The sequence below is a fragment of the Aminobacter ciceronei genome (genome assembly GCF_014138625.1).
GTDB lineage: Bacteria > Pseudomonadota > Alphaproteobacteria > Rhizobiales > Rhizobiaceae > Aminobacter > Aminobacter ciceronei.
This window is the reverse complement of sequence record NZ_JACJHY010000008.1, coordinates 34,596-58,696: the sequence shown is the minus strand read 5'-3', so window position 1 is coordinate 58,696 and position 24,101 is coordinate 34,596. Positions and strand designations below refer to the sequence as shown.

Annotated in this window: 31 protein-coding genes; 24 read left to right on the top strand and 7 right to left on the bottom strand. The window is 64.4% G+C overall.

Features of this window, described 5'->3' with window-relative positions; translation table 11 throughout:
* Positions 1 to 61 precede the first annotated feature (61 nt).
* Positions 62 to 658, top strand: coding sequence for a ribosome maturation factor RimM (gene rimM / locus HNQ95_RS10305; RefSeq protein WP_067965934.1), 597 nt, complete (start codon positions 62 to 64; stop codon positions 656 to 658).
* Positions 655 to 1,356 (top strand): tRNA (guanosine(37)-N1)-methyltransferase TrmD, encoded by a 702-nt coding sequence (gene trmD, locus HNQ95_RS10300; RefSeq protein WP_067956095.1) that lies wholly within the window; start codon positions 655 to 657, stop codon positions 1,354 to 1,356. Before rimM ends, trmD begins: the two co-directional genes overlap by 4 nt.
* Positions 1,357 to 1,431: 75 nt before the next feature.
* Here trmD and HNQ95_RS10295 read toward each other — a convergent pair whose 3' ends face one another.
* Entirely contained in the window at positions 1,432 to 2,187 is a 756-nt protein-coding gene (locus tag HNQ95_RS10295; RefSeq protein ID WP_182574003.1) for a sulfite exporter TauE/SafE family protein, read from the bottom strand.
* A 362-nt stretch (positions 2,188 to 2,549) separates the two neighbouring features.
* Here HNQ95_RS10295 and rplS point away from each other — a divergent pair, with 362 nt between their 5' ends.
* From rplS to HNQ95_RS10280, 3 genes are all read left to right on the top strand, one after another.
* A complete protein-coding gene (rplS, locus tag HNQ95_RS10290) occupies positions 2,550 to 3,098 on the top strand; it encodes a 50S ribosomal protein L19 (RefSeq protein WP_067956097.1) in 549 nt (182 codons plus the stop codon).
* A 67-nt stretch (positions 3,099 to 3,165) separates the two neighbouring features.
* Positions 3,166 to 3,681: a GNAT family N-acetyltransferase gene (locus tag HNQ95_RS10285; RefSeq protein WP_182574002.1), complete on the top strand. Its 516-nt coding sequence runs from the start codon at positions 3,166 to 3,168 to the stop codon at positions 3,679 to 3,681.
* 157 nt (positions 3,682 to 3,838) lie between these two features.
* Positions 3,839 to 4,636, top strand: coding sequence for a basic amino acid ABC transporter substrate-binding protein (locus HNQ95_RS10280; protein WP_067956101.1), 798 nt, complete (start codon positions 3,839 to 3,841; stop codon positions 4,634 to 4,636).
* 51 nt (positions 4,637 to 4,687) lie between these two features.
* On the opposite strand, the gene HNQ95_RS10275 is transcribed toward HNQ95_RS10280, so the two are convergent.
* Positions 4,688 to 5,071: a YybH family protein gene (locus HNQ95_RS10275; protein WP_246340653.1), complete on the bottom strand. Its 384-nt coding sequence runs from the start codon at positions 5,069 to 5,071 to the stop codon at positions 4,688 to 4,690.
* Between the two features lie 76 nt (positions 5,072 to 5,147).
* Between HNQ95_RS10275 and HNQ95_RS10270 the strand changes: the two genes are divergently transcribed.
* The 6 genes from HNQ95_RS10270 (at position 5,148) to HNQ95_RS10245 (ending at position 8,384) form a co-directional block, all read left to right on the top strand.
* Positions 5,148 to 5,507, top strand: a complete 360-nt coding sequence (locus tag HNQ95_RS10270) for a winged helix-turn-helix transcriptional regulator (RefSeq protein WP_246340652.1) — start codon at positions 5,148 to 5,150, stop codon at positions 5,505 to 5,507.
* Complete coding sequence (locus tag HNQ95_RS10265; RefSeq protein WP_067956103.1) at positions 5,504 to 6,313, top strand: amino acid ABC transporter permease; 810 nt, start codon at positions 5,504 to 5,506, stop codon at positions 6,311 to 6,313. The genes HNQ95_RS10270 and HNQ95_RS10265 overlap by 4 nt, the downstream gene beginning before the upstream one ends.
* Positions 6,310 to 6,945, top strand: a complete 636-nt coding sequence (locus tag HNQ95_RS10260) for a class I SAM-dependent DNA methyltransferase (protein ID WP_067956105.1) — start codon at positions 6,310 to 6,312, stop codon at positions 6,943 to 6,945. Before HNQ95_RS10265 ends, HNQ95_RS10260 begins: the two co-directional genes overlap by 4 nt.
* A gap of 75 nt (positions 6,946 to 7,020) precedes the next feature.
* The gene (locus HNQ95_RS10255) at positions 7,021 to 7,350 is read left to right on the top strand and encodes a DUF3817 domain-containing protein (protein ID WP_067956107.1); all 330 of its coding nucleotides are present in this window, start codon (positions 7,021 to 7,023) and stop codon (positions 7,348 to 7,350) included.
* Complete coding sequence (locus HNQ95_RS10250) at positions 7,347 to 7,763, top strand: CopD family protein (protein ID WP_182574001.1); 417 nt, start codon at positions 7,347 to 7,349, stop codon at positions 7,761 to 7,763. The genes HNQ95_RS10255 and HNQ95_RS10250 overlap by 4 nt, the downstream gene beginning before the upstream one ends.
* A gap of 75 nt (positions 7,764 to 7,838) precedes the next feature.
* Positions 7,839 to 8,384, top strand: a complete 546-nt coding sequence (locus HNQ95_RS10245; RefSeq protein WP_067956109.1) for an MgtC/SapB family protein — start codon at positions 7,839 to 7,841, stop codon at positions 8,382 to 8,384.
* Here the strand turns inward: HNQ95_RS10245 and HNQ95_RS10240 are convergent.
* Positions 8,381 to 8,860, bottom strand: coding sequence for a MarR family winged helix-turn-helix transcriptional regulator (locus tag HNQ95_RS10240; RefSeq protein ID WP_154386734.1), 480 nt, complete (start codon positions 8,858 to 8,860; stop codon positions 8,381 to 8,383). The genes HNQ95_RS10245 and HNQ95_RS10240 overlap by 4 nt on opposite strands.
* A gap of 71 nt (positions 8,861 to 8,931) precedes the next feature.
* Between HNQ95_RS10240 and HNQ95_RS10235 the strand changes: the two genes are divergently transcribed.
* The 3 genes from HNQ95_RS10235 to HNQ95_RS10225 all read left to right on the top strand — a co-directional run bounded on the left by HNQ95_RS10235 (position 8,932) and on the right by HNQ95_RS10225 (position 12,908).
* Positions 8,932 to 9,825: a haloalkane dehalogenase gene (locus HNQ95_RS10235; RefSeq protein ID WP_182574000.1), complete on the top strand. Its 894-nt coding sequence runs from the start codon at positions 8,932 to 8,934 to the stop codon at positions 9,823 to 9,825.
* 290 nt (positions 9,826 to 10,115) lie between these two features.
* The gene (gene leuC, locus HNQ95_RS10230) at positions 10,116 to 11,525 is read left to right on the top strand and encodes a 3-isopropylmalate dehydratase large subunit (RefSeq protein WP_067956110.1); all 1,410 of its coding nucleotides are present in this window, start codon (positions 10,116 to 10,118) and stop codon (positions 11,523 to 11,525) included.
* A 165-nt stretch (positions 11,526 to 11,690) separates the two neighbouring features.
* Positions 11,691 to 12,908 carry a GGDEF domain-containing protein gene (locus HNQ95_RS10225; protein ID WP_067956112.1) on the top strand — a complete coding sequence of 406 codons (1,218 nt, stop codon included), beginning with the start codon at positions 11,691 to 11,693 and terminating at the stop codon, positions 12,906 to 12,908.
* Between the two features lie 10 nt (positions 12,909 to 12,918).
* Here the strand turns inward: HNQ95_RS10225 and HNQ95_RS10220 are convergent, their stop codons facing one another.
* A complete protein-coding gene (locus tag HNQ95_RS10220; RefSeq protein WP_067956114.1) occupies positions 12,919 to 13,269 on the bottom strand; it encodes a hypothetical protein in 351 nt (116 codons plus the stop codon).
* Between the two features lie 413 nt (positions 13,270 to 13,682).
* Here HNQ95_RS10220 and sdhC point away from each other — a divergent pair, with 413 nt between their 5' ends.
* From sdhC to HNQ95_RS10180, 8 genes are all read left to right on the top strand, one after another.
* Positions 13,683 to 14,099: a succinate dehydrogenase, cytochrome b556 subunit gene (gene sdhC / locus HNQ95_RS10215; RefSeq protein WP_067956116.1), complete on the top strand. Its 417-nt coding sequence runs from the start codon at positions 13,683 to 13,685 to the stop codon at positions 14,097 to 14,099.
* Between the two features lies 1 nt (position 14,100).
* A complete protein-coding gene (sdhD, locus tag HNQ95_RS10210; protein WP_067956118.1) occupies positions 14,101 to 14,496 on the top strand; it encodes a succinate dehydrogenase, hydrophobic membrane anchor protein in 396 nt (131 codons plus the stop codon).
* Positions 14,497 to 14,500: 4 nt separating this feature from the next.
* Positions 14,501 to 16,336 carry a succinate dehydrogenase flavoprotein subunit gene (gene sdhA / locus HNQ95_RS10205; protein WP_115733587.1) on the top strand — a complete coding sequence of 612 codons (1,836 nt, stop codon included), beginning with the start codon at positions 14,501 to 14,503 and terminating at the stop codon, positions 16,334 to 16,336.
* Between the two features lie 143 nt (positions 16,337 to 16,479).
* A complete protein-coding gene (locus tag HNQ95_RS10200; RefSeq protein ID WP_182573999.1) occupies positions 16,480 to 17,334 on the top strand; it encodes a glycosyltransferase family 25 protein in 855 nt (284 codons plus the stop codon).
* Positions 17,334 to 17,783 carry a DUF3052 family protein gene (locus HNQ95_RS10195; RefSeq protein ID WP_067956121.1) on the top strand — a complete coding sequence of 150 codons (450 nt, stop codon included), beginning with the start codon at positions 17,334 to 17,336 and terminating at the stop codon, positions 17,781 to 17,783. The genes HNQ95_RS10200 and HNQ95_RS10195 overlap by 1 nt, the downstream gene beginning before the upstream one ends.
* Positions 17,784 to 17,793: 10 nt before the next feature.
* The gene (locus HNQ95_RS10190) at positions 17,794 to 18,573 is read left to right on the top strand and encodes a succinate dehydrogenase iron-sulfur subunit (protein WP_067956123.1); all 780 of its coding nucleotides are present in this window, start codon (positions 17,794 to 17,796) and stop codon (positions 18,571 to 18,573) included.
* A 95-nt stretch (positions 18,574 to 18,668) separates the two neighbouring features.
* A complete protein-coding gene (locus tag HNQ95_RS10185; protein WP_067956125.1) occupies positions 18,669 to 19,307 on the top strand; it encodes a YceH family protein in 639 nt (212 codons plus the stop codon).
* Between the two features lie 70 nt (positions 19,308 to 19,377).
* Positions 19,378 to 20,211 (top strand): nucleotidyltransferase domain-containing protein, encoded by an 834-nt coding sequence (locus HNQ95_RS10180; RefSeq protein ID WP_182573998.1) that lies wholly within the window; start codon positions 19,378 to 19,380, stop codon positions 20,209 to 20,211.
* Between the two features lie 145 nt (positions 20,212 to 20,356).
* Here HNQ95_RS10180 and HNQ95_RS10175 read toward each other — a convergent pair whose 3' ends face one another.
* On the bottom strand, positions 20,357 to 21,475 hold the full coding sequence (locus HNQ95_RS10175) for a Glu/Leu/Phe/Val family dehydrogenase (RefSeq protein ID WP_154386730.1): 1,119 nt from the start codon (positions 21,473 to 21,475) through the stop codon (positions 20,357 to 20,359).
* Between the two features lie 285 nt (positions 21,476 to 21,760).
* Positions 21,761 to 21,913, bottom strand: coding sequence for a hypothetical protein (locus HNQ95_RS10170; RefSeq protein ID WP_169808298.1), 153 nt, complete (start codon positions 21,911 to 21,913; stop codon positions 21,761 to 21,763).
* A 185-nt stretch (positions 21,914 to 22,098) separates the two neighbouring features.
* Here HNQ95_RS10170 and HNQ95_RS10165 point away from each other — a divergent pair, with 185 nt between their 5' ends.
* A complete protein-coding gene (locus HNQ95_RS10165; protein ID WP_182573997.1) occupies positions 22,099 to 23,073 on the top strand; it encodes an AraC family transcriptional regulator in 975 nt (324 codons plus the stop codon).
* 42 nt (positions 23,074 to 23,115) lie between these two features.
* Here the strand turns inward: HNQ95_RS10165 and HNQ95_RS10160 are convergent, their stop codons facing one another.
* A complete protein-coding gene (locus tag HNQ95_RS10160; RefSeq protein WP_067965946.1) occupies positions 23,116 to 23,541 on the bottom strand; it encodes an OsmC family protein in 426 nt (141 codons plus the stop codon).
* Between the two features lie 190 nt (positions 23,542 to 23,731).
* On the opposite strand from HNQ95_RS10160, the gene HNQ95_RS10155 reads away from it, so the two are divergent.
* On the top strand, positions 23,732 to 24,088 hold the full coding sequence (locus tag HNQ95_RS10155; protein WP_067956131.1) for a YciI family protein: 357 nt from the start codon (positions 23,732 to 23,734) through the stop codon (positions 24,086 to 24,088).
* Positions 24,089 to 24,101 lie beyond the last annotated feature (13 nt).

Sequence of the window (24,101 nt, the reverse complement as noted above, 5' to 3'; positions counted from 1 at the left end):
GGCGTCCGATTGGAATATGGCAGTGTTGAACGCGTGAAGTTGACAAGCAGTGAAGCAGGCGATGGCCAAACCCCAAAATCCTATCCAGATGGCCGTGATCGGCGCCGCCCATGGCATCAAGGGCGAGTTGCGGGTCAAGACCTTCACCGGCGACCCGCTGGCTTTGGCCGACTACGGCCCGCTCTATGCCAAGGACGGGCGCGCTTTCGAGATCGCTGCGATCCGGCCTGCCAACGAGGTGGTGGTGGTGCGTTTCAAGGGCGTGGCCGACCGCAACGCGGCCGAGGCGCTGACGGGCACGGAGCTGTTCGTCGACCGTTCGGCGCTGCCCGACGATGGTGACGAGGGCGAGTTCTATCACGCCGACCTGGTCGGCCTTCAGGTTCGCGATGAAACCGGCGCACCGGTGGGCAAGGTGTTTGCCGTGCAGAATTATGGCGGCGGCGACATTTTGGAAATCCAGTACCAGGGCCGCAAGGGCGTGCTGATCCCGTTCACCCAGGCCGCGGTGCCGGTCGTCGATGTATCAGGCGGCTTCGTGGCCATCGACACTGTGGCGGCCGGACTTGTCGATGACGAGGACGACGAAGACGCACCCTCCGATGGCGAGTTCGACAAACGGCCGCGCGGCCCGAAGGACGCCGGGGGCAATCGCTGATGTTCCGAGCAACCGTGCTCACGCTTTATCCGGAAATGTTTCCGGGCGCGCTGGGGCTGTCCCTGGCCGGGCGGGCGATGGAGCGCGGCGACTGGGCGCTGGAGTCGGTGCAGATCCGCGACTTCGCCACCGACAAGCACCGGACCGTGGACGATTCTCCGGCCGGCGGCGGCGCCGGCATGGTGCTGCGTGCCGACATCATCGCCAAGGCCGTCGACCACGCTTCGCCCGAAGGTGACGAACGTCCGCGCATCCTGATGAGCCCGCGCGGCAAGCCGCTGACCCAGGAGCGGGTGCGCGAGCTGGCGGCGGGGCCTGGTGCTGTGATCCTGTGCGGGCGCTTTGAAGGCGTCGACCAGCGCGTGATCGATGCACGCGAGCTGGAAGAGATTTCCGTTGGTGACTTCATCCTCTCCGGCGGCGAGCCGGCAGCACTGGTGCTGCTCGACGCGGTGGTGCGGCTTCTGCCCGGCGTGATGGGCAACGACGTCTCGGGTGACGAAGAGAGCTTTGAGGGTGGGCTGCTCGAGCACCCGCATTACACCCGGCCGCAGGAGTTCGAGGGCCGGGCCATCCCCGAGGTGCTGACCTCGGGCAATCACGGCAAGATCGCCAAATGGCGGCGGGCGGAGGCGGAAAAGCTGACCAGGGAGCGACGACCGGATTTGTGGGCCGCGCGTGCGGGGAAGAAGGGGTAGGCGTTAGCCCCGTCCCTCATCTGCCTGTGAGCACCCTCTCCCGGTGAACGGGGAGAGGTGAGAAGCGACGGCGTTTCAGCCTTTTGTGAAGTAATAGCCCGCAAGGAACAGCCCGACCGCGACGACGAAGGTGCGTACGAGCGCTTGGGGGACGCGGCGGGCGGTCCAGACGCCGGCGTAGCCGCCGAGCGCGACGCCCGGCACCATGATCGCGGCATGGGTCCAGGCGACGACACCGCCCGAGGCGAAGATGATGATGGCAACCGCGGCGATGACGATTGAGAGCATGTTCTTGAGCGCGTTGAGGCGGTGGTAGTCGCCGCCTTCGGTGAGGCCGAGGGTGGCCAGCATCATCACGCCCATGCCGGCGCCGAAGAAGCCGCCATAGATCGAGGTGAAGAACTGAACGATGCGGCCGGCGAGCGAGGCCGGTGCATCAGCGGCGCGCGCGGCGAGCTTCTTCGGGCGCAGCCACGGGCCGGCGGCAAAGAGGGCGGTGGCGGCGAGCAGAAGCCACGGCACGAGCGCACCGAAGGCGACATTGTCGAGCGAGAGCAGGATGAGCGCTCCGGCCAGCGCGCCAACGGCCGAAATGATGGCAAAGGCGACGGCGCCGCGCCACATCTGCCTGATGTCGGCCATGTAGGCCCAGGTCGACGTGATGTAGCCGGGGAACTGGGCGATCGACGAGGTGGCGTTGGCCGAGATCGGCGGGACGCCGAGCATGGTCATGGCGCCGAAAGTGAGGAAGGTGCCGCCGCCGGCGATGGCATTGACGACTCCCGATAGGAAGCCGGCGAGGAAGAGGATGCCAATTGTGACGAGGGACACGGGCTGCCTGAGAGGTGGTTTGCGTTCGTTGCTCTCTAGGAAGCTGACGCAGGGAAGGCAAGGCACGTTGTCCAGTGCCTCGGTGAAACTGGCTTTGTGGCCGCCGGCCGCCATCCTTCGCTGGACCGCTGCACACAAGGCGCGTAAAAAAGAAGCGGCAAAGGCGTGACAAATGGCCGAAATAGCGCTATGTGCCCGCCCGAACCGGACGAATAATCGACCGGACCCGTCAACAGTGACGGTGTAGTCGCCCCTGCCAGAAGGCCCGCAAGGGAAGAAGGCATACCCAAGCGGTCATTTGGAACTGCAAGGCGAGCGTTGGGCGCTCTGGCTGTCGGAAGAACAAGAAGTGGATTTTTGAGATGGATATCATCCGCCAGCTCGAGGCCGAACAGGCCGCCAAGATCGAAGCCAAGCGCACCCTGCCGGAATTCCAGCCGGGCGACACCGTGCGCGTCCAGGTGCGCGTCACCGAAGGCTCGCGTACCCGCGTCCAGGCCTATGAAGGCGTCGTCATCGCTCGCGCCGGCTCGGGCTTCCAGGAAAACTTCACCGTCCGCAAGATCTCCTATGGCGAAGGCGTGGAACGCGTGTTCCCGGTCTATTCGCCGATGATCGAGGGCGTCGAGATCGTCCGTCGCGGCAAGGTGCGTCGCGCCAAGCTTTACTACCTGCGCGATCGTCGCGGTAAGTCGGCTCGTATCACCGAGAACACCGGCGTCCGCGCCCGCAAGCTGAACGACGCCGAGCGTGCCGCACTGGTCGCCGAGAAGGCCCGTATCGAAGCCGAGAAGGTTGCCGCAGCCCAGGCGCTGGCCGCCGAGAAGGCCGCTCAGGAAGCCGCCGAGAAGAAGGCAGCAGCCGAGGCCGCCAAGGCAGCTGAAGCCGCCGCTGAGACCGCAGCCGAGTAATTTCCGGACTTGATTTCGAAAGGGCGGCTTCGGCCGCCCTTTTGCGTTTGGGGAGGATTTGTTGGTGGTGAGCTCGCGGGATTTCGTCGTGCGTCGGCTTATGCTGGGCGAGGGCGCTGCCTATCGCAAGCTGCGGTTTGCTGCGCTTGAAAACGCGCCGCTGGCTTTCAGCTCGAGCCCGGAAGACGAGGCGCACCTGACCGACGCCGATTTCGAGGCGCGGATCAGCCTTGCCGAACCCGATGCGGTGTATGGCGTGTTTGGCGATGGCGAGCTCGTCGGCGTCGCGACCTTCATCGGCGACAAGCGGCGCAAGACACGGCACAAGGGCGCGATGTTCGGCGTTTATGTCGATCCGGTCTGGCGCGGCACGGGTTCCGCCCGGGCGCTGGTGCGGCAGGTGATCGACCATGCGACCGAACGCGGCCTTGCACTGCATGCCCATGTGATCGCCGACAATCTGCCGGCACTCAGGCTCTATCTCGGTCTTGGATTCGTCAGCTACGGCGTCGAGCCGAGGGCGCTTCTCGTCGACGGCGTGTTTCATGACGAGCATCTGCTGATTTACCAGCCGGGTGGCTGAGGCCGGGGTTTGTTTCGCAAACGGGCCAAAAGCGAAACAGATACAGTGCATTCGGCTGTGCCAGCGCATCGTCCATGCTTGCAAGCACGCTTGGGACGGCTAAAGTCTGGCGCAAATCGACCGGCGCCGCCGGTCTTCTCGTTTCGGGGAACGCATCATGTCTAATTTCAAACTGTCGCTGGCCGGCGCGCTGGCTGTCGTGCTTCTGCCCTTGGCCGCCATGGCCCAGAGCCTGCCGGATCTTGGCGGCAAGTCGGTCGTCGTGGTGACCGAAAATGCCTATCCGCCGCTGCAGTTCATCGACCCCAAGACCGGCAAGCAGATCGGCTGGGAGTACGACGCCATGGACGAGATCGCCAAGCGTCTGAACGTCAAGATCGAGTACCAGAACACCTCGTGGGACGCCATGATCCAGGCGGTCTCGGACGGCCAGTACCAGATCGGCATGACCGGCATCACCATCAAGGACGAGCGCAAGGAGAAGGTCGACTTCTCCGACCCCTATATGCGGTCACAGCAGTTCATGCTGGTGCGATCAGACGAGAGCCGCTTCACTGACGCCAAGAGCTTCGGTGCCCTCAAGGACGGCCTGATCGCGGCGCAGCCGGGCACCTCGCCTTTCTACACCGCCGTCTACGAGATCCTCGACGGCAACGAGCAGAACCCGCGCATCAAGCTGTTCGAGACCTTCGGCGCCACCGTGCAGGCGCTCAAGGCCGGCGACGTCGACCTCGTGCTGACCGACAGCGTCGCCGCCCAGGGTTATGTCGACGCCTCGGAAGGCAAGCTCAAGGTGGTGGGCGAGCCGCTGGGCAGCGAGGATTTCGGCTTCATCTTCAAGAAGGGCTCGGACCTCGTCGCTCCGATCAACCAGGCGATCGCGGCGCTGAAGGCTGACGGCACCTTCGACAAGCTGAACAAGAAGTGGTTCCTCGACTACAAGATGGGGCAGTGATTGCGCTGCCGTCTCCTCCATCTGGCGGAGACGGCAAACTGTTGGTCGAGCCTAGGCTCGGTAGCGGCTGGCGCCGGCGTGGTCGACGACATAGAGCCACGTGCCGTCGGCCTGCCTGCGCACGATCTCGGCAGTGAAGCCGAAATAGAGGGGGCGGCCTTCGTCATCGACGATCGCGAAATCGGCGCGCAGCAGCGCCAGGTCGCCATGCTCGACGCAGAAGGTGTTTTGCGACCTCATCGTGCCGGGCATGCGCACGAGCCGCTCAAGTTCTTCGGCGATGGCGGCCTTGCCGGCAAAGCCCTCGCCGCCGGCATCGACCAGCAGGCGGGCATCTTCCTCGTAGAGCCCAAGCAGAGCCTCGACATCGCCGCTGTTGCGGATGGCGGCAAAAGTTTCGTTCATGTCGGCCGGCCGGTAGACTTTTGATGACATTGGCTTTCTCCTGTTTCGGCGACCAGAACACGCCCTTGCAGAGCTATCCAAACGGGTACCCCGAATGAGTGCAGAGATGACCGCGACCAGCGAGCGCGAGGTGCCGATGCCGCGACGGCCGGAGCTATGTCCGGTAGAAGACTGGCTCTCTTTTCTCGGCCATCGCTGGAACGCGCTGGTGTTGTGGCAGCTGTCGGTGGGCGCGAAGCGGCATGGCGACCTGATGGCGCGGCTGCCCGGGGTCACCGCCAAGGTGCTGTCGGAGCGGTTGGACGGCCTGTTGAGACGCGGCCTTGTCGAGCGCGACGCAGTTTCAGCTTTCCCGCGCGGCGTCGTCTATTCGTTGACGGCGGGCGGTCGCCGGGTGGTCGCCTTGCTCGACCAGTTCGAGACGCTGCCGCATTCTTTTGCCGGGCCGCGGCAGGACGCAGCATGAGCCAGTACCGGGTCAAGAAGGACGATTTCCCGTGGTGGCTGGTGGCTGCCGTGGCGATCGGTGTGGTTTCGGCGGTGACCATCGCGGCCAGCGACGTCTACGGCCAGATCCTGTCGACCCTCGTCAAAGGGCTTTGGGTAACACTTTTGGTCACCATCGTCGCCTTCGCCATGGCCTCGGCGCTCGGGCTGCTCATCGCCCTGCTCGGGCTGTCGAATTCCAAGCTGCTGCGTCAGGTTTCGCGTTTCTATGTCGAGATCATTCGCGGCCTGCCGATCCTGGTGCTGCTGTTCTGGATCGCTTTCGTCGGCGCGCCGGCCTTCGTCGTGGCGTGGAACTGGGTGACGCTACCGCTGCAATCGGCGGGGCTGGTCGAGCCGATGCAGGTGCGCGACTTCTCGCTGCTGTGGCGGGCGATCATTGCACTCACGATCGCCTATTCGTCCTTCATCGCCGAAATTTTCCGCGCCGGCATCCAGGCCGTCGATGTCGGCCAGATCGAGGCGGCAAAGGCGCTGGGATTGTCGCGCACCCAGCGCTTTCGGCTGATTGTCTGGCCGCAGGCATTCAGGACCATCCTGCCGCCCTATGGCAACGACTTTATCGCCATGGTGAAGGATTCCTCGCTGGTGTCGGTGCTTGGCGTCGCCGACATCACCCAGATGGCCAAGGTCTATGCCTCGGGCTCATTCCGCTTCTTCGAGACCTACTCTATCGTAGCCTATGTCTACCTGCTCCTGACCGTCGGGCTGTCGCTCAGCCTGCGGGCGCTGGAGCGGCGGATGCGCCGGGATTTCACGCCATGACCGGAGGTGCCGACAAGACTGCGCTCGACATGGTCTATGCGGCAGAGACAGAAATGCAGCTGGCGGCGGCCTATGCGGCCTGGGCGAACGGCTACGACACCGAGACAGCGGCGCTGGGATACTGCCTGCCCTTCCTGATCGCGGCGTGGGTGGCGCGGCACGTGCCCAAGGGCGAAGGACCGCTGCTCGATGCCGGTTGCGGCACCGGACTGTCGGGGCCGTATCTCCAGGCGCTTGGATATGACGACATCGAAGGGCTCGATTTCTCCGAGGAAATGCTCGAACTGGCGCGGGCACGCGGCGGCCACAGCGCGCTGACGCAGGCGGCACTCGGCGGTCCGTTGCCTTGGGCGGACCGGCATTTCGCCGCCGTCTTCTCGACCGGCGTGTTCACGGCGGGCCATGCGCCGGCATCGAGCCTGGACGAATTGGTCCGGATCACGCGGCCGGGTGGCTTCGTCATCTTCACCGTCCGCGACGTGGTCCTGGAAGCGGGCGGTTTCCAGGATAAGTTCACTGAACTTGTGGCGACCGGAAGATGGCAGGCGGTCGAGGAGAGCCCTGCTTTCCGGGCCTTTGCCGTGGCCGAACCGGATGTGCTGGTCAAGGCGTATATATTCAGGGTTGTCTGAAATGTCGCGCGTCATTCGGCCTCTGCGACCGGATGGACGATTGCGAGCGGCACGGCCGCGGACAAATCTCGCGGCATGGAAACCGTTCGCAAGATCCTCTCCAATCCACTCTCCCGCCTGCGCTTCGCGGGCCTGTTCGAGGGAAGCACGCTGCTTTTCCTCGTGCTGTTTGCTGTCCCGATGAAACATCTGGCCGGCTATCCCGCAATCGTCAGCACGGCCGGGCCGGTCCACGGCCTCGCCTTCGTCTTCTACGTCGTGTGCCTGGTCGACAATTTCTCCGGCGGTGGTTGGTCGCTCAGGGAGATGCTGCGCACCGGCCTCGCCTGCCTCGTGCCCTTCGGCACCTTCATCAATGATCGCTTCCTCGCCGCCAGGGCGGCCAACCAGACGGCAGGGCAATGAGCTATCTCGTCATCAAGTCTCTGCATGTCGTGGCGATGGTGGTCTGGCTGTCAGGCATGATATCAGTGCCGCTGGCATTGTCGCACATGGCCCGGAATGGCGGCATCGATTCGCGGCAGGCGGCGCAGTTGCGCGCCGGCTTCTCGATGCTGTCGACGCCGGCGATGATGATCGTCTGGGCGCTGGGGCTCTATCTCGCTTATGACCTCGGCTCTTTCGGCGACGCCTGGCTGCACGCCAAGCTGGCGCTTGTCGTGGCGATGTCGGGCCTGCATGGCGTGCTGTCGGGCCAGTTGCGGCAGCTCGTAGGCGCCAGGCTGGCGAAGCCTGCCGGCATCGTGCTGAAGCTGCATTGGCTGGTCGGCCTGCTGTTGCTCGGCATTGTCGGGCTGGTGATCATCAAGCCGTTCTGAGCGAAGCGGGCTGTTCCGGGCGAGGAACCACCCTTGCCATGGCGCGTTGGGAGCCGAACCAATCATGAGGCCCCCATGGAACAGCTCGTCGAAGAATTCGGCCATCCGACCTACACCTCGTTTCCCGTCATCGTCGCGCGCATGCTGCTGGCTGCCGTCTTCGGCGCGGCCATCGGCTTCGAGCGCGAATGGCGCAACCGGCCGGCGGGTCTGAGGACACATATCCTCGTCTGTGTGGCGGCGGCGACCTTCGCGCTGCTGACCATCGAGATCGTGCATGCGCCGATGTTCGGACCGGAGGTGCTGAAGGACGGCGCCAAGGTCGATCCGATCCGCGTCGTCGAGGCGGTGACCGCCGGCGTCGCCTTCCTTGCCGCGGGCGTGGTGTTTTTCAGCAGGGGCGAGGTGCAGGGGCTGACGACGGGTGCCGGTATGTGGCTGGCGGGCGCCATCGGCCTCGCCGCAGGCCTTGGGCTCTGGCAGATCGCGGCCTTCGTCACCCTGCTCGCACTGTGCGTTCTCGGCTTGCTGCACCGCTTCGAGGTCAAGTTCGACCTCAGCGAGGACAAACGCGACGAAAAGCCGGGTGCGCATAGCCCGGGCAAGGGCAAGGCCGGCTAGTCAGCCTTCGTCTCATCGCCTGGGCGGGTCGTCACGTCGTCGCGCACCTTTTCGAACAGCAGCCGCAGCGCCTGCCGCAACGCCTCCATCTCTTGCGGGCTGGTCAGTTCGGCCCAGCGCTCGTCAACCTTGCGCCCTGTGGCGGCGGCGATGGGGCGCACGGCCTTGCCGCGTTCCGTGAGGAAGACCAGCCGGCCGCGGCGGTCGTTGGGATCGGGTCGGCGCTCGACATAACCAAGCTTCTCCAGCTCCTCCACCGCCTGGGCCATCGTCTGCTTGCGGACATGGGCGAGCTTGGTCAGTTCGCTGACCTGGATGCCTTGCGATGGGGTGAAGGTGAAGACGTTGGCGTGCGGCGGACGAATGTCGCCGAATCCGGCAGCGTCGAGGGCGGTGTCGACGGCCTGGGTCCAATGCTGGTGGACCAGGCGCAGCAACAGGCCGAGCGGCGGATTTTCCGGGATCGTCTCTTTCAAGATGGACAGGTGCCTGACTAATTGATATTAGACAGGCACCTTACTACTTGAGCGACGGGAAGGAAAGCCAGATGCCTGCAATCAGCGTACTCGACTCGACAATCTCCTATGTGGATGTGGGGCACGGCGTGCCGTTCGTGTTCCTGCACGGCAACCCGACATCGTCCTATCTGTGGCGCAACGTGCTTCCCGGCATGGGCGACGGCGTGCGCCGGCTTGCGCCCGACCTGATCGGCATGGGCGGTTCAGGCAAACCTGACATTGCCTACAGCTTCGACGATCACGCCCGCTATCTCGACGCCTGGTTCGAGGCGATGGGGCTGGAGGAGGTGGTGCTTGTCGGTCACGACTGGGGCGGGGCGCTGGCCTTCGACTGGGCGGCGCGCCATCCCGGGCGGGTGCGCGGCATCGCCGTGATGGAGACGATCGTGCGTCCGATGAGCTGGGCCGACTTCGCCGACAGCGCCCGGCCACGCTATGAGGCACTTCGCGGCGCGGGCACCGGCGAGGCCAAGGTGCTGGACGAGAACTTCTTCATAGAGTTCGCCCTGCGCGCCACCGTGCTCAATGGGCTGAGCGACGGGGATCTCGACGTCTATCGCAAGCCCTATCCGACCCGCGAAAGCCGGCGGCCACTGCTCGCCTGGCCACGCGCCATGCCGATCGACGGCGAGCCAGCCGATGTGATTGCCCGCATCGAGGCCTATGACCGCTGGCTGGCGGCGAGCGGCGGCGTGCCGAAGCTGCTCTTAACCTTCGAAGGTTCGATGGAGACGTTGATGATCGGGGAGGAGATGATCCGGTGGTGCGCCGACAACATTGCCAGCCTCGAGATCGAGAACTGCGGTCCAGCCCGGCATGCGGCGCCGGAAGACCAGCCGGAAGCGATTGCTGCTGCTGTTTCAGGCTGGGCCGACCGGCATGGGCTGCGCCGCGGCGAGGCTGCGCTGGCGCGCATCGTATAGCTGCTTGCGGGCATCCGTGGACGCTCCGCCATCTTGCCGCTTGGGCCAGGCGGAGCTTGCGATTGCCGGAACGTCAAAAGATTGGTATTGAGCCGCTTATGGAAGCACTCTTTGGAGATCCGGCCTACAAGGGTTTCGTGCTGCAGGACCACAAGCGCCTGCCGTCGCGATTCTTTGCCCGGATTTCAGGCGCGTTGACCAGCCGACTTAGCTAGTCGCTTGCGCCGAGCCGACGGGCCTTTGGCGCGCCCTTTAGCCTTCCCAAGTTTCATATCGACGGATCCAAAGCCATGAGCGCACCGCGTACCCTCTACGACAAGATCTTTGACGACCACGTCGTCGACCGCCAGGAAGACGGCACCTGCCTGCTCTACATCGACCGTCACCTCGTGCACGAAGTGACGAGCCCGCAGGCCTTCGAAGGCCTGCGTATGACCGGCCGCAAGGTCCGTCATCCCGAGAAGACGCTCGCCGTGGTCGACCACAACGTGCCGACCTCGCCGGACCGCAAGAACGGCATCAAGAACGAGGAAAGCCGCATCCAGGTCGAGGCGCTGGCCAAGAACTCGGCCGATTTCGGCGTCGAGTATTACTCCGAAAACGACAAGCGCCAGGGCATCGTCCATATCGTCGGCCCCGAGCAGGGCTTCACCCTGCCGGGCATGACCATCGTCTGCGGCGACAGCCACACCTCGACGCATGGTGCTTTTGGTGCATTGGCGCACGGCATCGGCACCTCGGAAGTGGAACACGTCCTGGCGACCCAGACGCTGATCCAGAAGAAGGCCAAGAACATGCTGGTACGTGTCGACGGCCAACTGCCGGAAGGCGTGACCGCCAAGGACATCGTGCTTGCCATCATCGGCGAGATCGGCACCGCCGGCGGCACCGGCTACGTCATCGAATATGCTGGCGAGGCGATCCGTGCCCTGTCGATGGAAGGCCGCATGACGATCTGCAACATGTCGATCGAAGGCGGCGCCCGTGCCGGCCTGATTGCGCCCGACGAGAAGACCTACGCCTACGTCAAGGACAAGCCGCGCGCGCCGAAGGGCAAGGCCTTCGAGATGGCGCTCGACTACTGGAAGACGCTGCATTCGGACGAAGGTGCGCATTTCGACAAGGTCATCGTGCTCGACGCAGCCAAGCTGCCGCCGATCGTTACCTGGGGCTCGTCGCCCGAGGACGTGGTCGCCGTCACCGGCGTGGTGCCGGATGCCGAGGCGATCGAGGACGAGACCAAGCGCAACTCCAAGAAGCGCGCGCTCGACTATATGGGCCTGACCGCCGGCACCAAGATCACCGACATTTCGGTCGACCGCGTCTTCATCGGCTCGTGCACCAATGGCCGCATCGAAGATTTGCGCGCCGTCGCCAAGGTCGTCGAGGGCCGCAAGGTCGCCTCGACTGTCAGCGCGATGATCGTGCCGGGCTCGGGCCTGGTCAAGGAACAGGCGGAAGCCGAAGGCCTCGACAAGATCTTCGTGGCGGCTGGCTTCGACTGGCGCGAGCCGGGCTGCTCGATGTGCCTGGCCATGAATGACGACCGCCTCAAGCCGCATGAGCGCTGCGCCTCGACCTCGAACCGCAACTTCGAGGGCCGCCAGGGCTTCAAGGGCCGCACCCATCTGGTGTCGCCGGCCATGGCTGCGGCCGCTGCCATCGCCGGCCACTTCGTCGACATCCGCGACTGGCACTGACGACGGCGGCCTCAGGGCCGCAGCAGAAACAGACAAGGCGGCGGAGCACATGCTTCGCCGCTTTTTTGTCTCAAGCCTCTGGGATGACCGGTATTTCGGCCCTTGCGTTAACGTCTTTTTCGCCGGGCTGTGGTGTCATCCGCGCGAAGGAGATTGCAGTCGACGATGACCGGCGCCGAGTTCATACTTGCGATCAACGTGTTTGTTGCCGGCCTCCTGGCCGGCGCTTTCATGTCGATCGCCATCTATGACGGGCGTCGCAACTCGGCGCGCTGGTTCGCGCTCTGCTACCTCGCCGGCATCGTCTATATCGGGACCGAGTTCGCGATCCCTATGTTCGAAGACACGCGGTTCATCGTCACCGCCAACTTCGTCGCCTTCCTGGCCACGCTGATGGTCATGAACGTCGGCTTGGCCATCCGCTACGAGGCGCAGCCGGCATGGCGGCTGATGGCAGCGTTTCTCGTTGTGACGACGATAGCCGTCTTTGCCACGCAGGGCTTCGCCCGCGATTCGCTGCTGCGCATGATGACCTACCAGACGCCTTATGCGATCGCCCAAGCCGTCGGTGCCGCTACAATACTGCGCTCGCGCCGGCAGCTCAGCCAGTTCGACTACGTGCTGGCGGGCGTGCTCTTCGCCAGCGCGCTGCAGTTCTTCTCCAAGCCTTATCTAGCGCTCGCCGTCGGCGGCCCGGGAGCCGATCCGCATCACTATCTGCAGAGCACCTATGCGATGATCTCGCAGGCGCTGGGCACGGTGTTCGCGCTGTCGATCGCGCTGATGCTGCTGGTGATTCTGGTGCGCGACATCCTGCTCGACGCGACACAGAAGTCGGAGACCGACGCGTTGTCGGGCCTGCTCAACCGCGGCGGCTTCCAGCGCCGGGCGGCCAGCGCGATGCGCGACGCGGTGCGCCAGGGGCTGCCGATCACGCTTGTCATCTCCGACCTCGATCACTTCAAGTCGATCAACGACAGTTACGGCCACGCCTCGGGCGATCGTGTCATCGAAGCATTTGCCCAGTTCATCCGCGAATCGATGGCCGGTCATCACGTCGCCGGCCGGATCGGCGGCGAGGAATTCGCGATCATCCTGCCGGGCGCGCATCTGGCCTCGGCGCGGCTGTTCGCCGAAGGCGCGCGCTCGGCATTCTCCGGCATGCCGATCGATGGCCTACCGGACGATTGCCGCTTTACCGCAAGCTTCGGTGTCGCCGAACTGGTGGCCGGCGAAAGCATCGACCAGTTGATGGTGCGGGCCGACTCAGCGCTTTACGAAGCCAAGAAGGACGGGCGCGACTGCGTTCGGGTGTGGGGCGCGGTGCAGCTGTTTTCGGACTCGACCGTGGTGCCGTTCGGCCTCAAACCGCCGAGCCGGTAGCCGCGCAGTTTCAGCGGCAGACCAGGCCGGGCTGCGGGATTTCACCTTCGGAGAAACCATACATGTAGCTGCGGCCCTTGAGCAGCATGGGCGGGCGGTAGCAGTGGCGCTGCGCGCTGGGGCCGTCGAGATAGACGACCTTCGGTCCGGTCGAACCGGTGTAGGCTGCGAGCTTGCGGGCCGAAGCGCCCTCGCCGACGATGATGCGCTTGTAGCCAGTGGTGCTCTCGACGATCAGGTTGCCGAACGAATCGGCATAAACGCGGTCGTGGCTGCCTCCTGCGGCGGCCGGAGAGGTCAGCGCGACGCCGGCGGCAAGCATGAAAGACGCAAATGTGGTCAAAGCCAGTGCGGGACGCATCGGGCAAATCTCCCTGTTCGATCGAACCGGAGATTAACCGTTTCTTAATCATTGTTAAGGCTTGGCGTCTGCTTGGACGGAAAAGATTAACAAACATGGTTAATTTTCTGTTGCGCTGATATGCCTGCAGCCTGTCCAAGCCAACGAACGGGTAGCCTGATATCGTCCCGATGGGGGATGCCGTCATTGCCTGTTTCGTCGGCACGTCTGGTGACGACTCACCCACTGGGGTAGTGGCGGCATTTGTTCAATCGATTGAAGCCGTGATGCGACTAAATAGGTGCGCCAGAACGGTTTTCTGACTTTGACGCGGTGCAAAAAGAGCTTTAGAAAGCGCGCAGTCCGACGTCGCAAAACGGTGCGACGGCGCCGTATTCAAACATAGCCACGCTCGGATGCAGACCGGGGGAGCCATGAGCAAATCACAAGCAACCCAAGCCACATCGCGTGCGCGGCCTTTGTCGCCGCACCTGAGCATCTATCGTCCGCCGGTGACGATGACGACCTCGATCCTGCACCGCATCACCGGCTGCGCGCTGTATTTCGGCACGCTGCTGGTCGCCTGGTGGCTGATCGCGGCGGCGACGTCGCAGGAGTATTTCGACTTTGTCAGCTGGGTCTATGGCAGCTGGATCGGCCAGCTGGTGCTGCTCGGCTACACCTGGGCCTTGATGCTGCACATGCTGGGCGGCATTCGTCACCTGGTCTGGGACACCGGTGCTGCGCTCGAAAAGGAAACTGCCTCCAGGTTCGCCTGGGCAACGCTCGTCGGTTCGGTGGTGCTGACGGCGGCGGTCTGGATCGTCGGCTACATGGTGCGGGGAGCGTAGGATGAGCGGCTCGAACAACGACATGCGCACCGCGCTTGGCAAGGTCCGCGGCCTGGGTTCGGCCCGCGAGGGTACCGAACATTTCTGGCGCCAGCGCCTGACGGCGGTCGCCAACATCCCGTTGATGCTGTTCTTCGTCGGCCTCTTGATCGCGCTCAACGGTGCCGATTTCGCCACCGTGCGCGCCTCGTTCGCCAATCCTCTGGTGTCGCTTGTGCTGGCGCTGGTGCTGGTCTCGGGCCTCTACCACATGCGCCTCGGCATGCAGGTGGTGATCGAGGACTACGTGCATGGCGAGCTGCTCAAGGTGACGCTCATCATGCTCAACACTTTCTTTACCGTAGCTGTCGGCGTCGCTTCGCTCTTCGCCCTGCTCAAACTTGCATTTGGAGGCTGAAACGGTGGCCAAGGACGGCAAGACCAGCGGAGCTTCCGCCTATACCTATGTCGATCACAAGTTCGACGTCGTCGTCGTCGGTGCCGGCGGTGCCGGCCTGCGTGCCACGCTCGGCATGGCTGAGCAGGGGCTGAAGACCGCCTGCATCACCAAGGTGTTCCCGACCCGCTCGCACACGGTTGCGGCTCAGGGCGGTATCGCCGCCTCGCTGCAGAACATGGGCCCCGACTCCTGGCAGTGGCACATGTACGACACCGTCAAGGGTTCCGACTGGCTCGGCGATGTCGACGCGATGGAGTATCTGGTGCGCGAAGCGCCGGCTGCGGTCTATGAGCTCGAGCACTATGGCGTGCCGTTCTCGCGTACTGAAGAGGGCAAGATCTACCAGCGGCCGTTCGGCGGCCACATGATGAATTATGGCGACGGCCCGCCCGTGCAGCGCACCTGCGCTGCCGCCGACCGCACCGGCCACGCCATACTGCACACGCTCTACGGCCAGTCGCTGAAGAACAACGCGCAGTTCTTCATCGAGTATTTCGCCCTTGACCTGATCATGGAGCCGGATGGCACCTGCACCGGTGTCGTGGCCTGGAACCTCGACGACGGCACAATCCACCGCTTCTCGGCCAAGATGGTGGTGCTGGCGACCGGAGGCTACGGCCGCGCCTATTTCTCGGCGACCTCGGCCCATACCTGCACCGGCGACGGCGGCGGCATGGCCGCGCGTGCCGGCCTGCCTTTGCAGGACATGGAGTTCGTGCAGTTCCACCCGACCGGCATCTATGGTTCGGGCTGCCTGATCACCGAAGGCGCGCGTGGCGAGGGCGGTTATCTCGTCAACTCCGAAGGCGAGCGCTTCATGGAGCGCTACGCACCATCGGCCAAGGACCTGGCATCGCGCGACGTGGTTTCGCGCTGCATGACGCTGGAGATCCGCGACGGTCGCGGCGTCGGCAAGAACAAGGACCACATCTTCCTGCATCTCGACCACCTCGATCCGGCGGTCCTGCATGAACGCCTGCCCGGCATTTCCGAGTCGGCGAAGATCTTCGCCGGTGTCGACGTGACCCGCGAGCCGATCCCGGTGCTGCCGACGGTGCACTACAACATGGGCGGCATCCCGACCAACTATTGGGGCGAGGTGCTGAACCCGACCAAGGCGAACCCGGACCGCGTGTCGCCCGGCCTGATGGCCGTCGGCGAGGCCGGTTGTGCTTCGGTGCATGGCGCCAACCGTCTCGGCTCCAACTCGCTGATCGACCTCGTGGTGTTCGGTCGCGCCGCCGCCATCCGCGCCGGCCAGGTCGTCGACCGCAACGCGCCGATCCCGTCGCCCAACGCCGCTTCGGTCGAGAAGATCATGGATCGTTTCGACCGCCTGCGCCACGCCAATGGCGGCACGCCGACGGCAGTGCTGCGCGAGAAGATGCAGAAGGCGATGCAGGAGGATGCTGCCGTGTTCCGCACCCAGGAATCGCTGGAGCAGGGCTGCAAGCGCATCTCCGAGATCTGGGGCGAGATGAAGGACATCAAGGTCTTCGACCGCTCGATGATCTGGAACTCGGACCTGGTGGAGACGCTGGAGCTCGAAAACCTGATGTCGAACGCCATCGCAACCGTCTATGGCGCGGAAGCACGCAAGGAAAGCCGTGGCGCGCATGCCCGCGAGGACTTCTCGGCCCGTGACGACGAGAATTGGCGCCAGCACACGCTGGCCCACGTCGCCGAGGACGGCAAGGTGACGCTGACCTACCGGCCGGTGCACACCGAGCCGCTGCTCAAGGAAGAAGACGGCGGCATCTCCCTGGCCAAGATCGCACCCAAGGCGCGGGTGTACTGAGCCATGGTCGAGACGCGGCGCTGCGCAAGACAAGCTGGAGGGCCTGAAACGGCCGTCCTCGCTTGCGCGCGCGCCGACAAGCGCTTGGAGAATTGGCGCTTGGAGAATTGGCGCTGGGAGAACTGGCGCCGGGAGTGCCGGCGATGAGCGAACTCGCTTTCTTCGCCATCAATCTCGACCGATCGCCGCATCGCTGGGCGGAAATCCAGCGGCTGTTCGGCTCGATGCCTTGGCCGCTCGAACGTGTCGCCGCAGTCGATGTGCGCAACCCCGACGAGGTGCTGGCGGTGCGCGGCCAGAAGCTTGATATGCCGCCCAACGGCATCGGCTGGAATCCGCTGCGCAACCGCATGTTTGCGCTGGTCGAGGAAGCATGTTTTGCCAGCCACATGCTGGCGCTGAAGGCGTTCCTGGCATCCGGCCACGACCACGCGGTGATCCTGGAAGACGACGCGGTACCGCTCGACGGTTTCGCCGAGACGATGCGCCGGCTCCTTGCCAGCGGCATCGCCTTCGACATCGTCAAGATGGAAGGCATCGTCCGCAGCGGCGGCAGGCTGTCCGTGCCGGTGGCCGACCTGGGGGCTGCGAAGCTGGTGCGTTCGCTGCGCCCGTCTTCGGGTGGCGCCGGTTATCTGGTGACGCGCAAGGCTGCCGGGCAACTGCTTGCCAGGGCCGGCAAGCTGGCCGTGCCGGTCGACGATTTCATTTCCAATGCCGGGCTGCATGGCTGCGACGTGATGCACACTTCGCCCTGGCTGATCGCACAGGCCGGTGCCGACACGACGATGGGCGAGCTCAGGACGCCGCACCGCCACGTCAAACGGCGTGACCCATTCCATTTCCTTCAGCAGGGGCTGGTGCGCGGCAGGCTCAGGATCCAGCTCTGGCTCAACGCCATGCATGGTTCGCCGCTGTCGCTGTTCGGGCTCTACATGGCGCCATGGTCGCCCGTCGATGTCGGCCAGCAGATGCGTCGGCTGGCGGTGCAGGCATGATGGCCGCGACCTTGCCCGATGCAGGTTATTCGGCTGTGCCGCTTGCGGCCAAGCTCGGCCTCAAGGACGGCCAGAGCGTGGTCTTCGTGAACCTGCCTGGCGATCTCCGGGGGCTGGCAACTGCCTGCGACTTCGCGGCTGTGGCGCAGACCGACTGGGCAGCCCTTGGCGCAACGGGCGAGCGGCATGACATCGTTCATGCCTTCACCGGCAAGCGCGCCGATCTCGAAGGTCATGTCGAGACATTCAAGAAGATGATCGCGCCCGACGGCGCTGTCTGGATCTCCTGGCCCAAGAAGGCAGCGAAGATCGCCACCGACATCACCGAGGATGTCATTCGCGACGTCGTGCTGCCGACTGGGCTGGTGGACGTAAAGGTCTGTGCCGTGGATGCCGTGTGGAGCGGGCTCAAGCTCGTCATCCGCAAGGAACTGCGTGCCAAGCTGTGAGGAACCGATCGTGGTCGAACTAACACTCCCCAAGAACTCGCAGATCAAGCAGGGCAAGACCTGGCCGAAGCCGGAGGGTGCGACCAATCTGCGCGAGTACCGGATCTACCGCTGGTCGCCCGACGACGGCGAGAACCCGAGCATCGATACCTATTTCGTCGATGTCGACGATTGCGGCCCGATGGTGCTGGACGCGCTGCTTTACATCAAGAACAAGATCGACCCGACGCTGACTTTGCGCCGCTCCTGCCGCGAAGGCATCTGCGGCTCCTGCGCGATGAACATCGACGGCTCGAACACGCTGGCCTGCACCAAGGGCTGCGACGACATTTCGGGCGCGGTGAAGATCTACCCGCTGCCGCACATGCCGGTCGTCAAGGATCTGGTGCCCGACCTCACCAACTTCTACGCCCAGCACCGCTCGATCGAGCCGTGGCTGAAGACGGTATCGCCCGAGCCGGCGAAGGAATGGCTGCAAAGCCATGAGGACCGCCAGAAGCTCGACGGCCTCTATGAATGCATCCTGTGCGCCTGCTGCTCGACCTCGTGCCCGAGCTACTGGTGGAACGGCGATCGCTATCTCGGCCCGGCCGTGCTGCTGCAGGCCTATCGCTGGCTGATCGACTCCAGAGACGAAGCCAAGGGCGAGCGCCTCGACAATCTCGAGGATCCGTTCCGGCTCTATCGCTGCCACACGATCATGAACTGTGCCCAGACCTGCCCCAAGGGTCTGAACCCGGCGAAGGCGATCGCCGAGATCAAGAAGATGATGGTGGAGAGGCGCGTTTAGTTTCGTCGATCGGTTTTGGTTGCGCGCCTGTACCGGCGCGGCAGCCGAAATAAGGAAGATGATGGTTGAACGCCGGGTTTGAGGCGATAGCTGATATGACGGACACGGATCTTCCCCATCTCACCCCGGCCGAAGCGCGCGTGCTCGGCTGTCTGATCGAGAAGAAGGAACTGACGCCTGACGTCTATCCGATGACGTCGAATGCGCTGGTTGCTGCGGCCAATCAGAAGACCTCGCGCGAGCCAGTCATGGCCCTTGAGATGGTCGACATCGTCAGGACGCTTGGCACGTTGCAGTCGAAGGGACTGGCGAAGCAGCAGTTCGCTTCGCGCGTTGAGCGCTACGAACACCAGATGGCGCAGAAATTCTCGCTGACGCGCAACCAGAGCGCGCTGATCGGCATGCTTTTGCTGCGCGGTCCCCAGACCGTCTACGAGTTGCTCGCTCGCACCGAGCGCATGGCGAATTTCGCCGATGCCGACGCCGTGCGCAGCGAGCTCGACATGCTGATCGGCCGCAGGCCTGCGCTGGTCAAGGAAATCGGCCGTGCCCCCGGCCAGCGCGAGGATCGCTTCGCCCATCTCTTGTCAGGCGATGTCGAGGCTGCCGCGATCGTCGCGACGAGCCGAGCACCGAGCGCCTCACCTGTTGTCTCGGAACTCGAGGAACGCGTCCGGCTGCTGGAAGAGGAAGTGGCGGCGCTGAAGGCGCGGCTCGACGCGGTCGGCGCATAGGCCAAGGCGGGAACGATCGACCTTGATCCCTGAGACCTGCTATAGCGCTCGGCTATAGTCGGCGCGTGGGGTGGCAGGTTTGATCGATCGGCATTTTCCAACATCGATGGATCGGACAATTGTAGCCGAGATCGACGGCCGTTTGGCCGACATCAAACGTCATCACAACGTATCGATCCCGTTGGCCGTCGAAAGCGGAAGTCGAGCCTGGGGTTTTCCGTCGCCAGACAGCGACTACGACTGCCGATTCGTGTTTGTCCGGGCAGTCAGCGAGACTTTCACGCTGTTCCCCGAACGCGATGTCATCGAAACGCCGCTCACTCCGATCCTTGACGTCAATGGTTGGGAGCTGTCCAAGGCGCTGAAACTCCTTCTCAAAGGCAATGTGGTGGTGGTCGAGTGGCTGACATCGCCCTTGGTCTATCAGTGCAATTCCGATTTTCGTGCGGCCTTCCTGGAGATTGCCGGCGAAGTGGCGGATCGCAGTCTGACAGCTAGGCACTACTACCACCTTGCGGCGAACCACCTCGATCGCTTCCTGTCTTCCGAGGAGGATGTGCCGCTCAAGAAGCTTTTTTACGCCCTGCGTCCGCTCATGGCGCTGAAGTGGCTGGAAGAGAACCCAAATTCCGTGATTGCGCCGATGAACTTCCCGAGTCTGTGCGCGGGCGTGCCGCTGGAGCTATCGGTCTTGGATACCATCAATGAGTTGATGGCGCGCAAAGCGGAAACGCGCGAACTTGGCAACGGCCCAATACCCCTGCCTATACGTGCGTTTCTGACAGCGGAATTCCCACGAATGCAGTTTTGGAAGGATGGGGTGCAGGAGCGTCGTCCTGGCAGTGAACGACTGCTTGATGCGTTTTGGCGCGAATGGACCCACAGGCTCGCCCCGGGCGAATGACCTGACAGTCTGACGTTGTGACGGAGAACGGCCCGGTTGCGGAAGCAGCCGGGCCGTCTTTGCTTTGGGCGGTGCCTGCGAGGGCCAGCCCTCATCCGCCTGCCGACACCTTCTCCCCGCCAACGGGGAGAAGGGAGCTAATGGCCTACTTCCTCGCAGCTTCGACGATCTCCCGGGCCATAGCCTCGGCGACGGCGTCGGTGGTGCGGCCTTCGCTGTCGGCGCGCTGGAAGATGGCCGACAGCGTGTCGGCGATGCGGGCGACGCGCGGGGTGACGGTTGCGACGTCGTAGCCGCCATCGCCCATCTCGGCGGCGACGTTGATGACGCCGCCGGCATTGATGACGTAATCGGGGGCATAGAGGATGCCGCGCGTGACGAGGCGCTGCCCGTCCTCGGCGGTAGCCAGCTGGTTGTTGGCGGCGCCGGCGACGATCTTCGCCTTGAGCAGCGGAATGGTGTCGGCAGACAGGATGCCGCCCAGTGCGCAGGGCGCGAAGATGTCGACGTCGGCTGCGATGATCGCATCGCCTGACACGACGGTTGCGCCGAAGGTCTCGGCGGCGCGGGCGGTTCTGACCGCATCGAGATCGCAGACTGTCAGGACGGCACCTTCGGTGTGGAGCTTCTGGCACAGCGACCAGCCCACCGAGCCAAGGCCCTGGACGGCGACGCGGACGCCAGCAAGATCGTCGCTGCCGGTGCGGTGGCGCAGGGCCGCCTTGAGCCCGACGAAAGTGCCTTCGGCAGTGAAGGGCGAGGGGTTGCCGCTGCCGCCTTTGGTGGTGCCGCTGACATTGGGCGCGCGCTCGGCGAGGAAGTCGGCGTCGGCGAGCGTCATGCCGACGTCCTCGGCGGTGATGTACTGGCCCTGAAGCGTGTTAAGCATCTCGGCATAGGCCTCGAGCATGGCCGGCGTCTTTTCGGTTTTGGCGTCGGCGATGATGACCGCCTTGCCGCCGCCGAGCGGCAGGCCGGCGATGGCCGACTTGAAGGTCATGCCGCGCGACAGGCGCAGCGCGTCGATGATGCCGGATTCGAAGCTTGTGTGCGGCCAGATGCGCGTGCCGCCGAGGGCGGGCCCGAGAACGGTGGTGTGGACCGAGACGATCGCGGTCAGCCCGCGTGCCGTGTCGCGGCCGAGCCAGACCTGCTCGTGATGGTCGAAGCCTTGGAGATGACGAACGTCTGCGGTGATGTCGGTGATTTCGAGCGTCGTCGCGACCGATGGCTGCGGATGACGCGGTTCAAGGACGTTCAGCATGAGGGTTCCTCCCGGGTGCGCTGGTCCCCTCGAAAGCTAAACATTTTTGGCGATTTTTGGTTTCGAAGACGGGGCGCCGCGCGACTGCCCGTTGCGCGGTGCCGCTTTGCCGCGCAACAAACGCAAAACACGGAGTGCGCGGAAGGGGGGTGGCCGGACGCGGGTCTGCCCCCACGCGCCCGGCCTGCCGGCTGGTCGGAATGCCACTGCCCTGGCACTCCTTGCAGCCAGACTCCGTCAGCCGCCGGCGTTGAGCGCCGGCGTTTCAGGACCTGTCCTTGCGGATCAGGCCTCCGGTTCGCTGTTCTCCTTCGGCTGCCGCTTGTCAGCCGGTTCGGGGAGCTTGCCGCCGAGCGCCATGGGGGCGAGGAAAGCGCGCGGGTTGAAGCCAGCCGCGGCAAGAGCCGCGAGCGTCTTCCAGACTTGCAGGCGGTACATGTCCGTTACCTCGTTCGCTGGACTGACCACTTCGATTCGCGAGCGCAAACTAGACGGGCGAGCAGTGCCGTTCTTGGACTGCGCGGCCCATTCTCAGGGTTTCGGCGGTACGGGCTTGACCTATTCATCCGCGCGAAATAGAAGGAGTGTCTGCCCGCCTTGGTTGTGTATCGTTGAGTAGACCAATGACGAATCCTGACGGGCAGAATGCCTCCTTTCGCGTGCTGACAGACGACCTCCCCGCGCAGGAGCGGCTTGCCGTTCTGCGCGAGGTCTATGGCCGCACCATCCTCAATGCCGATCTCGAGCCGTTGGAAGGTGCGCCCGTCCACATGGACATGCGGGTGCGGCTGCTGCCGGGCGTCGGCATCGCCACCGGCTCGGCGTCGCCGATCAAGGTCGGCATCGGCAAGGAGATGATCGACAATGACGATGTGATCCTGCTCGCCGCTCTGTCGGGCGGCAGCCACATGCAGGTCGGCGGCCAGGACGAGAGCATCCGTCCGGGTTGCGCGATGTTCGTGCCCGGTGGGCGGGTCGGCGCCAATATCACGCGGCCGGGCTTTACCTATGTCAACCTGCGCTTCGACAGGAAGGCACTGCAGCCGCTGCTCGGCGACGTCTCCGCAATGATGATGCGGCCGATTCCGATCAGCCAAGGGCCGATGCAGTTGTTGATCACCTATGCCACGGCGCTGCAGAAGCTGGACGAGCCGCTGCCGGGCAACATGGCGCGCATGGTGGCGAGCCATCTGCTCGACCTGACCGCGCTGACGCTTGGAGCCGAGCGCGACGCCGAACAGGTGGCGCTGGGGCGTGGGCTGCGAGCCGCCAGGCTGGCGGCAATCAAGTCGGACATTTCGGCGCGCAGCGACCTGCGCGGACTGTCGGCCGAGGCGATCGCGGCCGAGCACAAGCTGTCGCCGCGCTATGTCAGGAAGCTGTTCGAGAGCGAGGGGCTGTCCTTCACCGAATTCGCGCTCGGCCAGAAGCTGAAGCGAGCGCACCGCATGCTGGCCGACCCGCTGAGGGCGCAGCGCAGCATCACCGACATCGCCTATGAGGCGGGCTTCAACGATTTGTCGTACTTCAACCGGGTGTTTCGCCGCCGCTTCGACGCGACGCCGTCCGAGGTGCGGGCGGGCGGACTGGCCGCCTGAGGCGGGGAGGGCGCCGATGCCTGACCGGCGCCCAGAGTGCCGTTAGGCGAGGCTGGCGGTCAGCGAAACCTTGATCGCACCGAGCGCCTTGGAAACCGGGCAGTTCTCCTTGGCCTTGGTGGCAAGTTCCTGGAACTTGGCATTGTCGATGCCGGGCACGGTGCCGACAAGCGTCAGCGCGCTTTCAGTAATGCCGGTGCCGGGGATCAGCGTCACCACCGCCTTGGCGTCGAGCCTGTCGGCGGGCGTACCGTTTTCGGCGAGGAAGTGCGACAGCTGCATGGCGAAGCAGCCGGCGTGGGCGGCGGCGATCAGCTCCTCGGGGTTGGTACCGGACTTGCCGGTTTCGTCCTCGAAGCGGGCCTTGAACGAATAGGGTTGGCCCTTGATCGCGCCGCTCTGGGTGTCGAGCGTTCCCGAGCCTTCCTTCAGATTGCCTTTCCAGACGGCGTTGGCGCTGTGGTTCATGACGTTCTCCATGATTTCTGACGGGGCCAGGTGCGGCAACCGGGTGAGACTATAGCGCCGCCTCGCGTACCCGCCAGCGTTCCGTCGTCGGGAAAGCAAACATCGCGCGAAAAAAGTCTTGCGCCGAAATGTCTGCTTGTCTTCGCCAGCTGCGTCCTTGTGGCGTAAGGTCAACCCAGGGAGATCAACCGTGAAATATGCCTGCCTTGTCTATCTCGAAGAGGGCCTGTTCGGGACGCTGTCGCCTGAACAGAAAGAGAAGCTCGACACAGACTCGCTGGCCTATGACAGGCATCTCGAAGCCAAAGGCAAGCTGATCGCGGCCGAGGCGCTGCAGTCGGTGAGGGCGGCGAAGACGGTCACGCGACGCGCCGGCAAGCGGCTGGTGACCGACGGGCCGTTCGCGGAGACCAAGGAACAGCTGATCGGCTTCGTGATGATCGAGGCGACCGACCAGGACGAGGCCCTGGAGATCGCCTCGAACATCCCGCTGGCGGCGATGGGCAAGGTCGAGGTCAGGCCGATCTACGACATTCCCGGTGCTTGATGCTGTAGCTGGC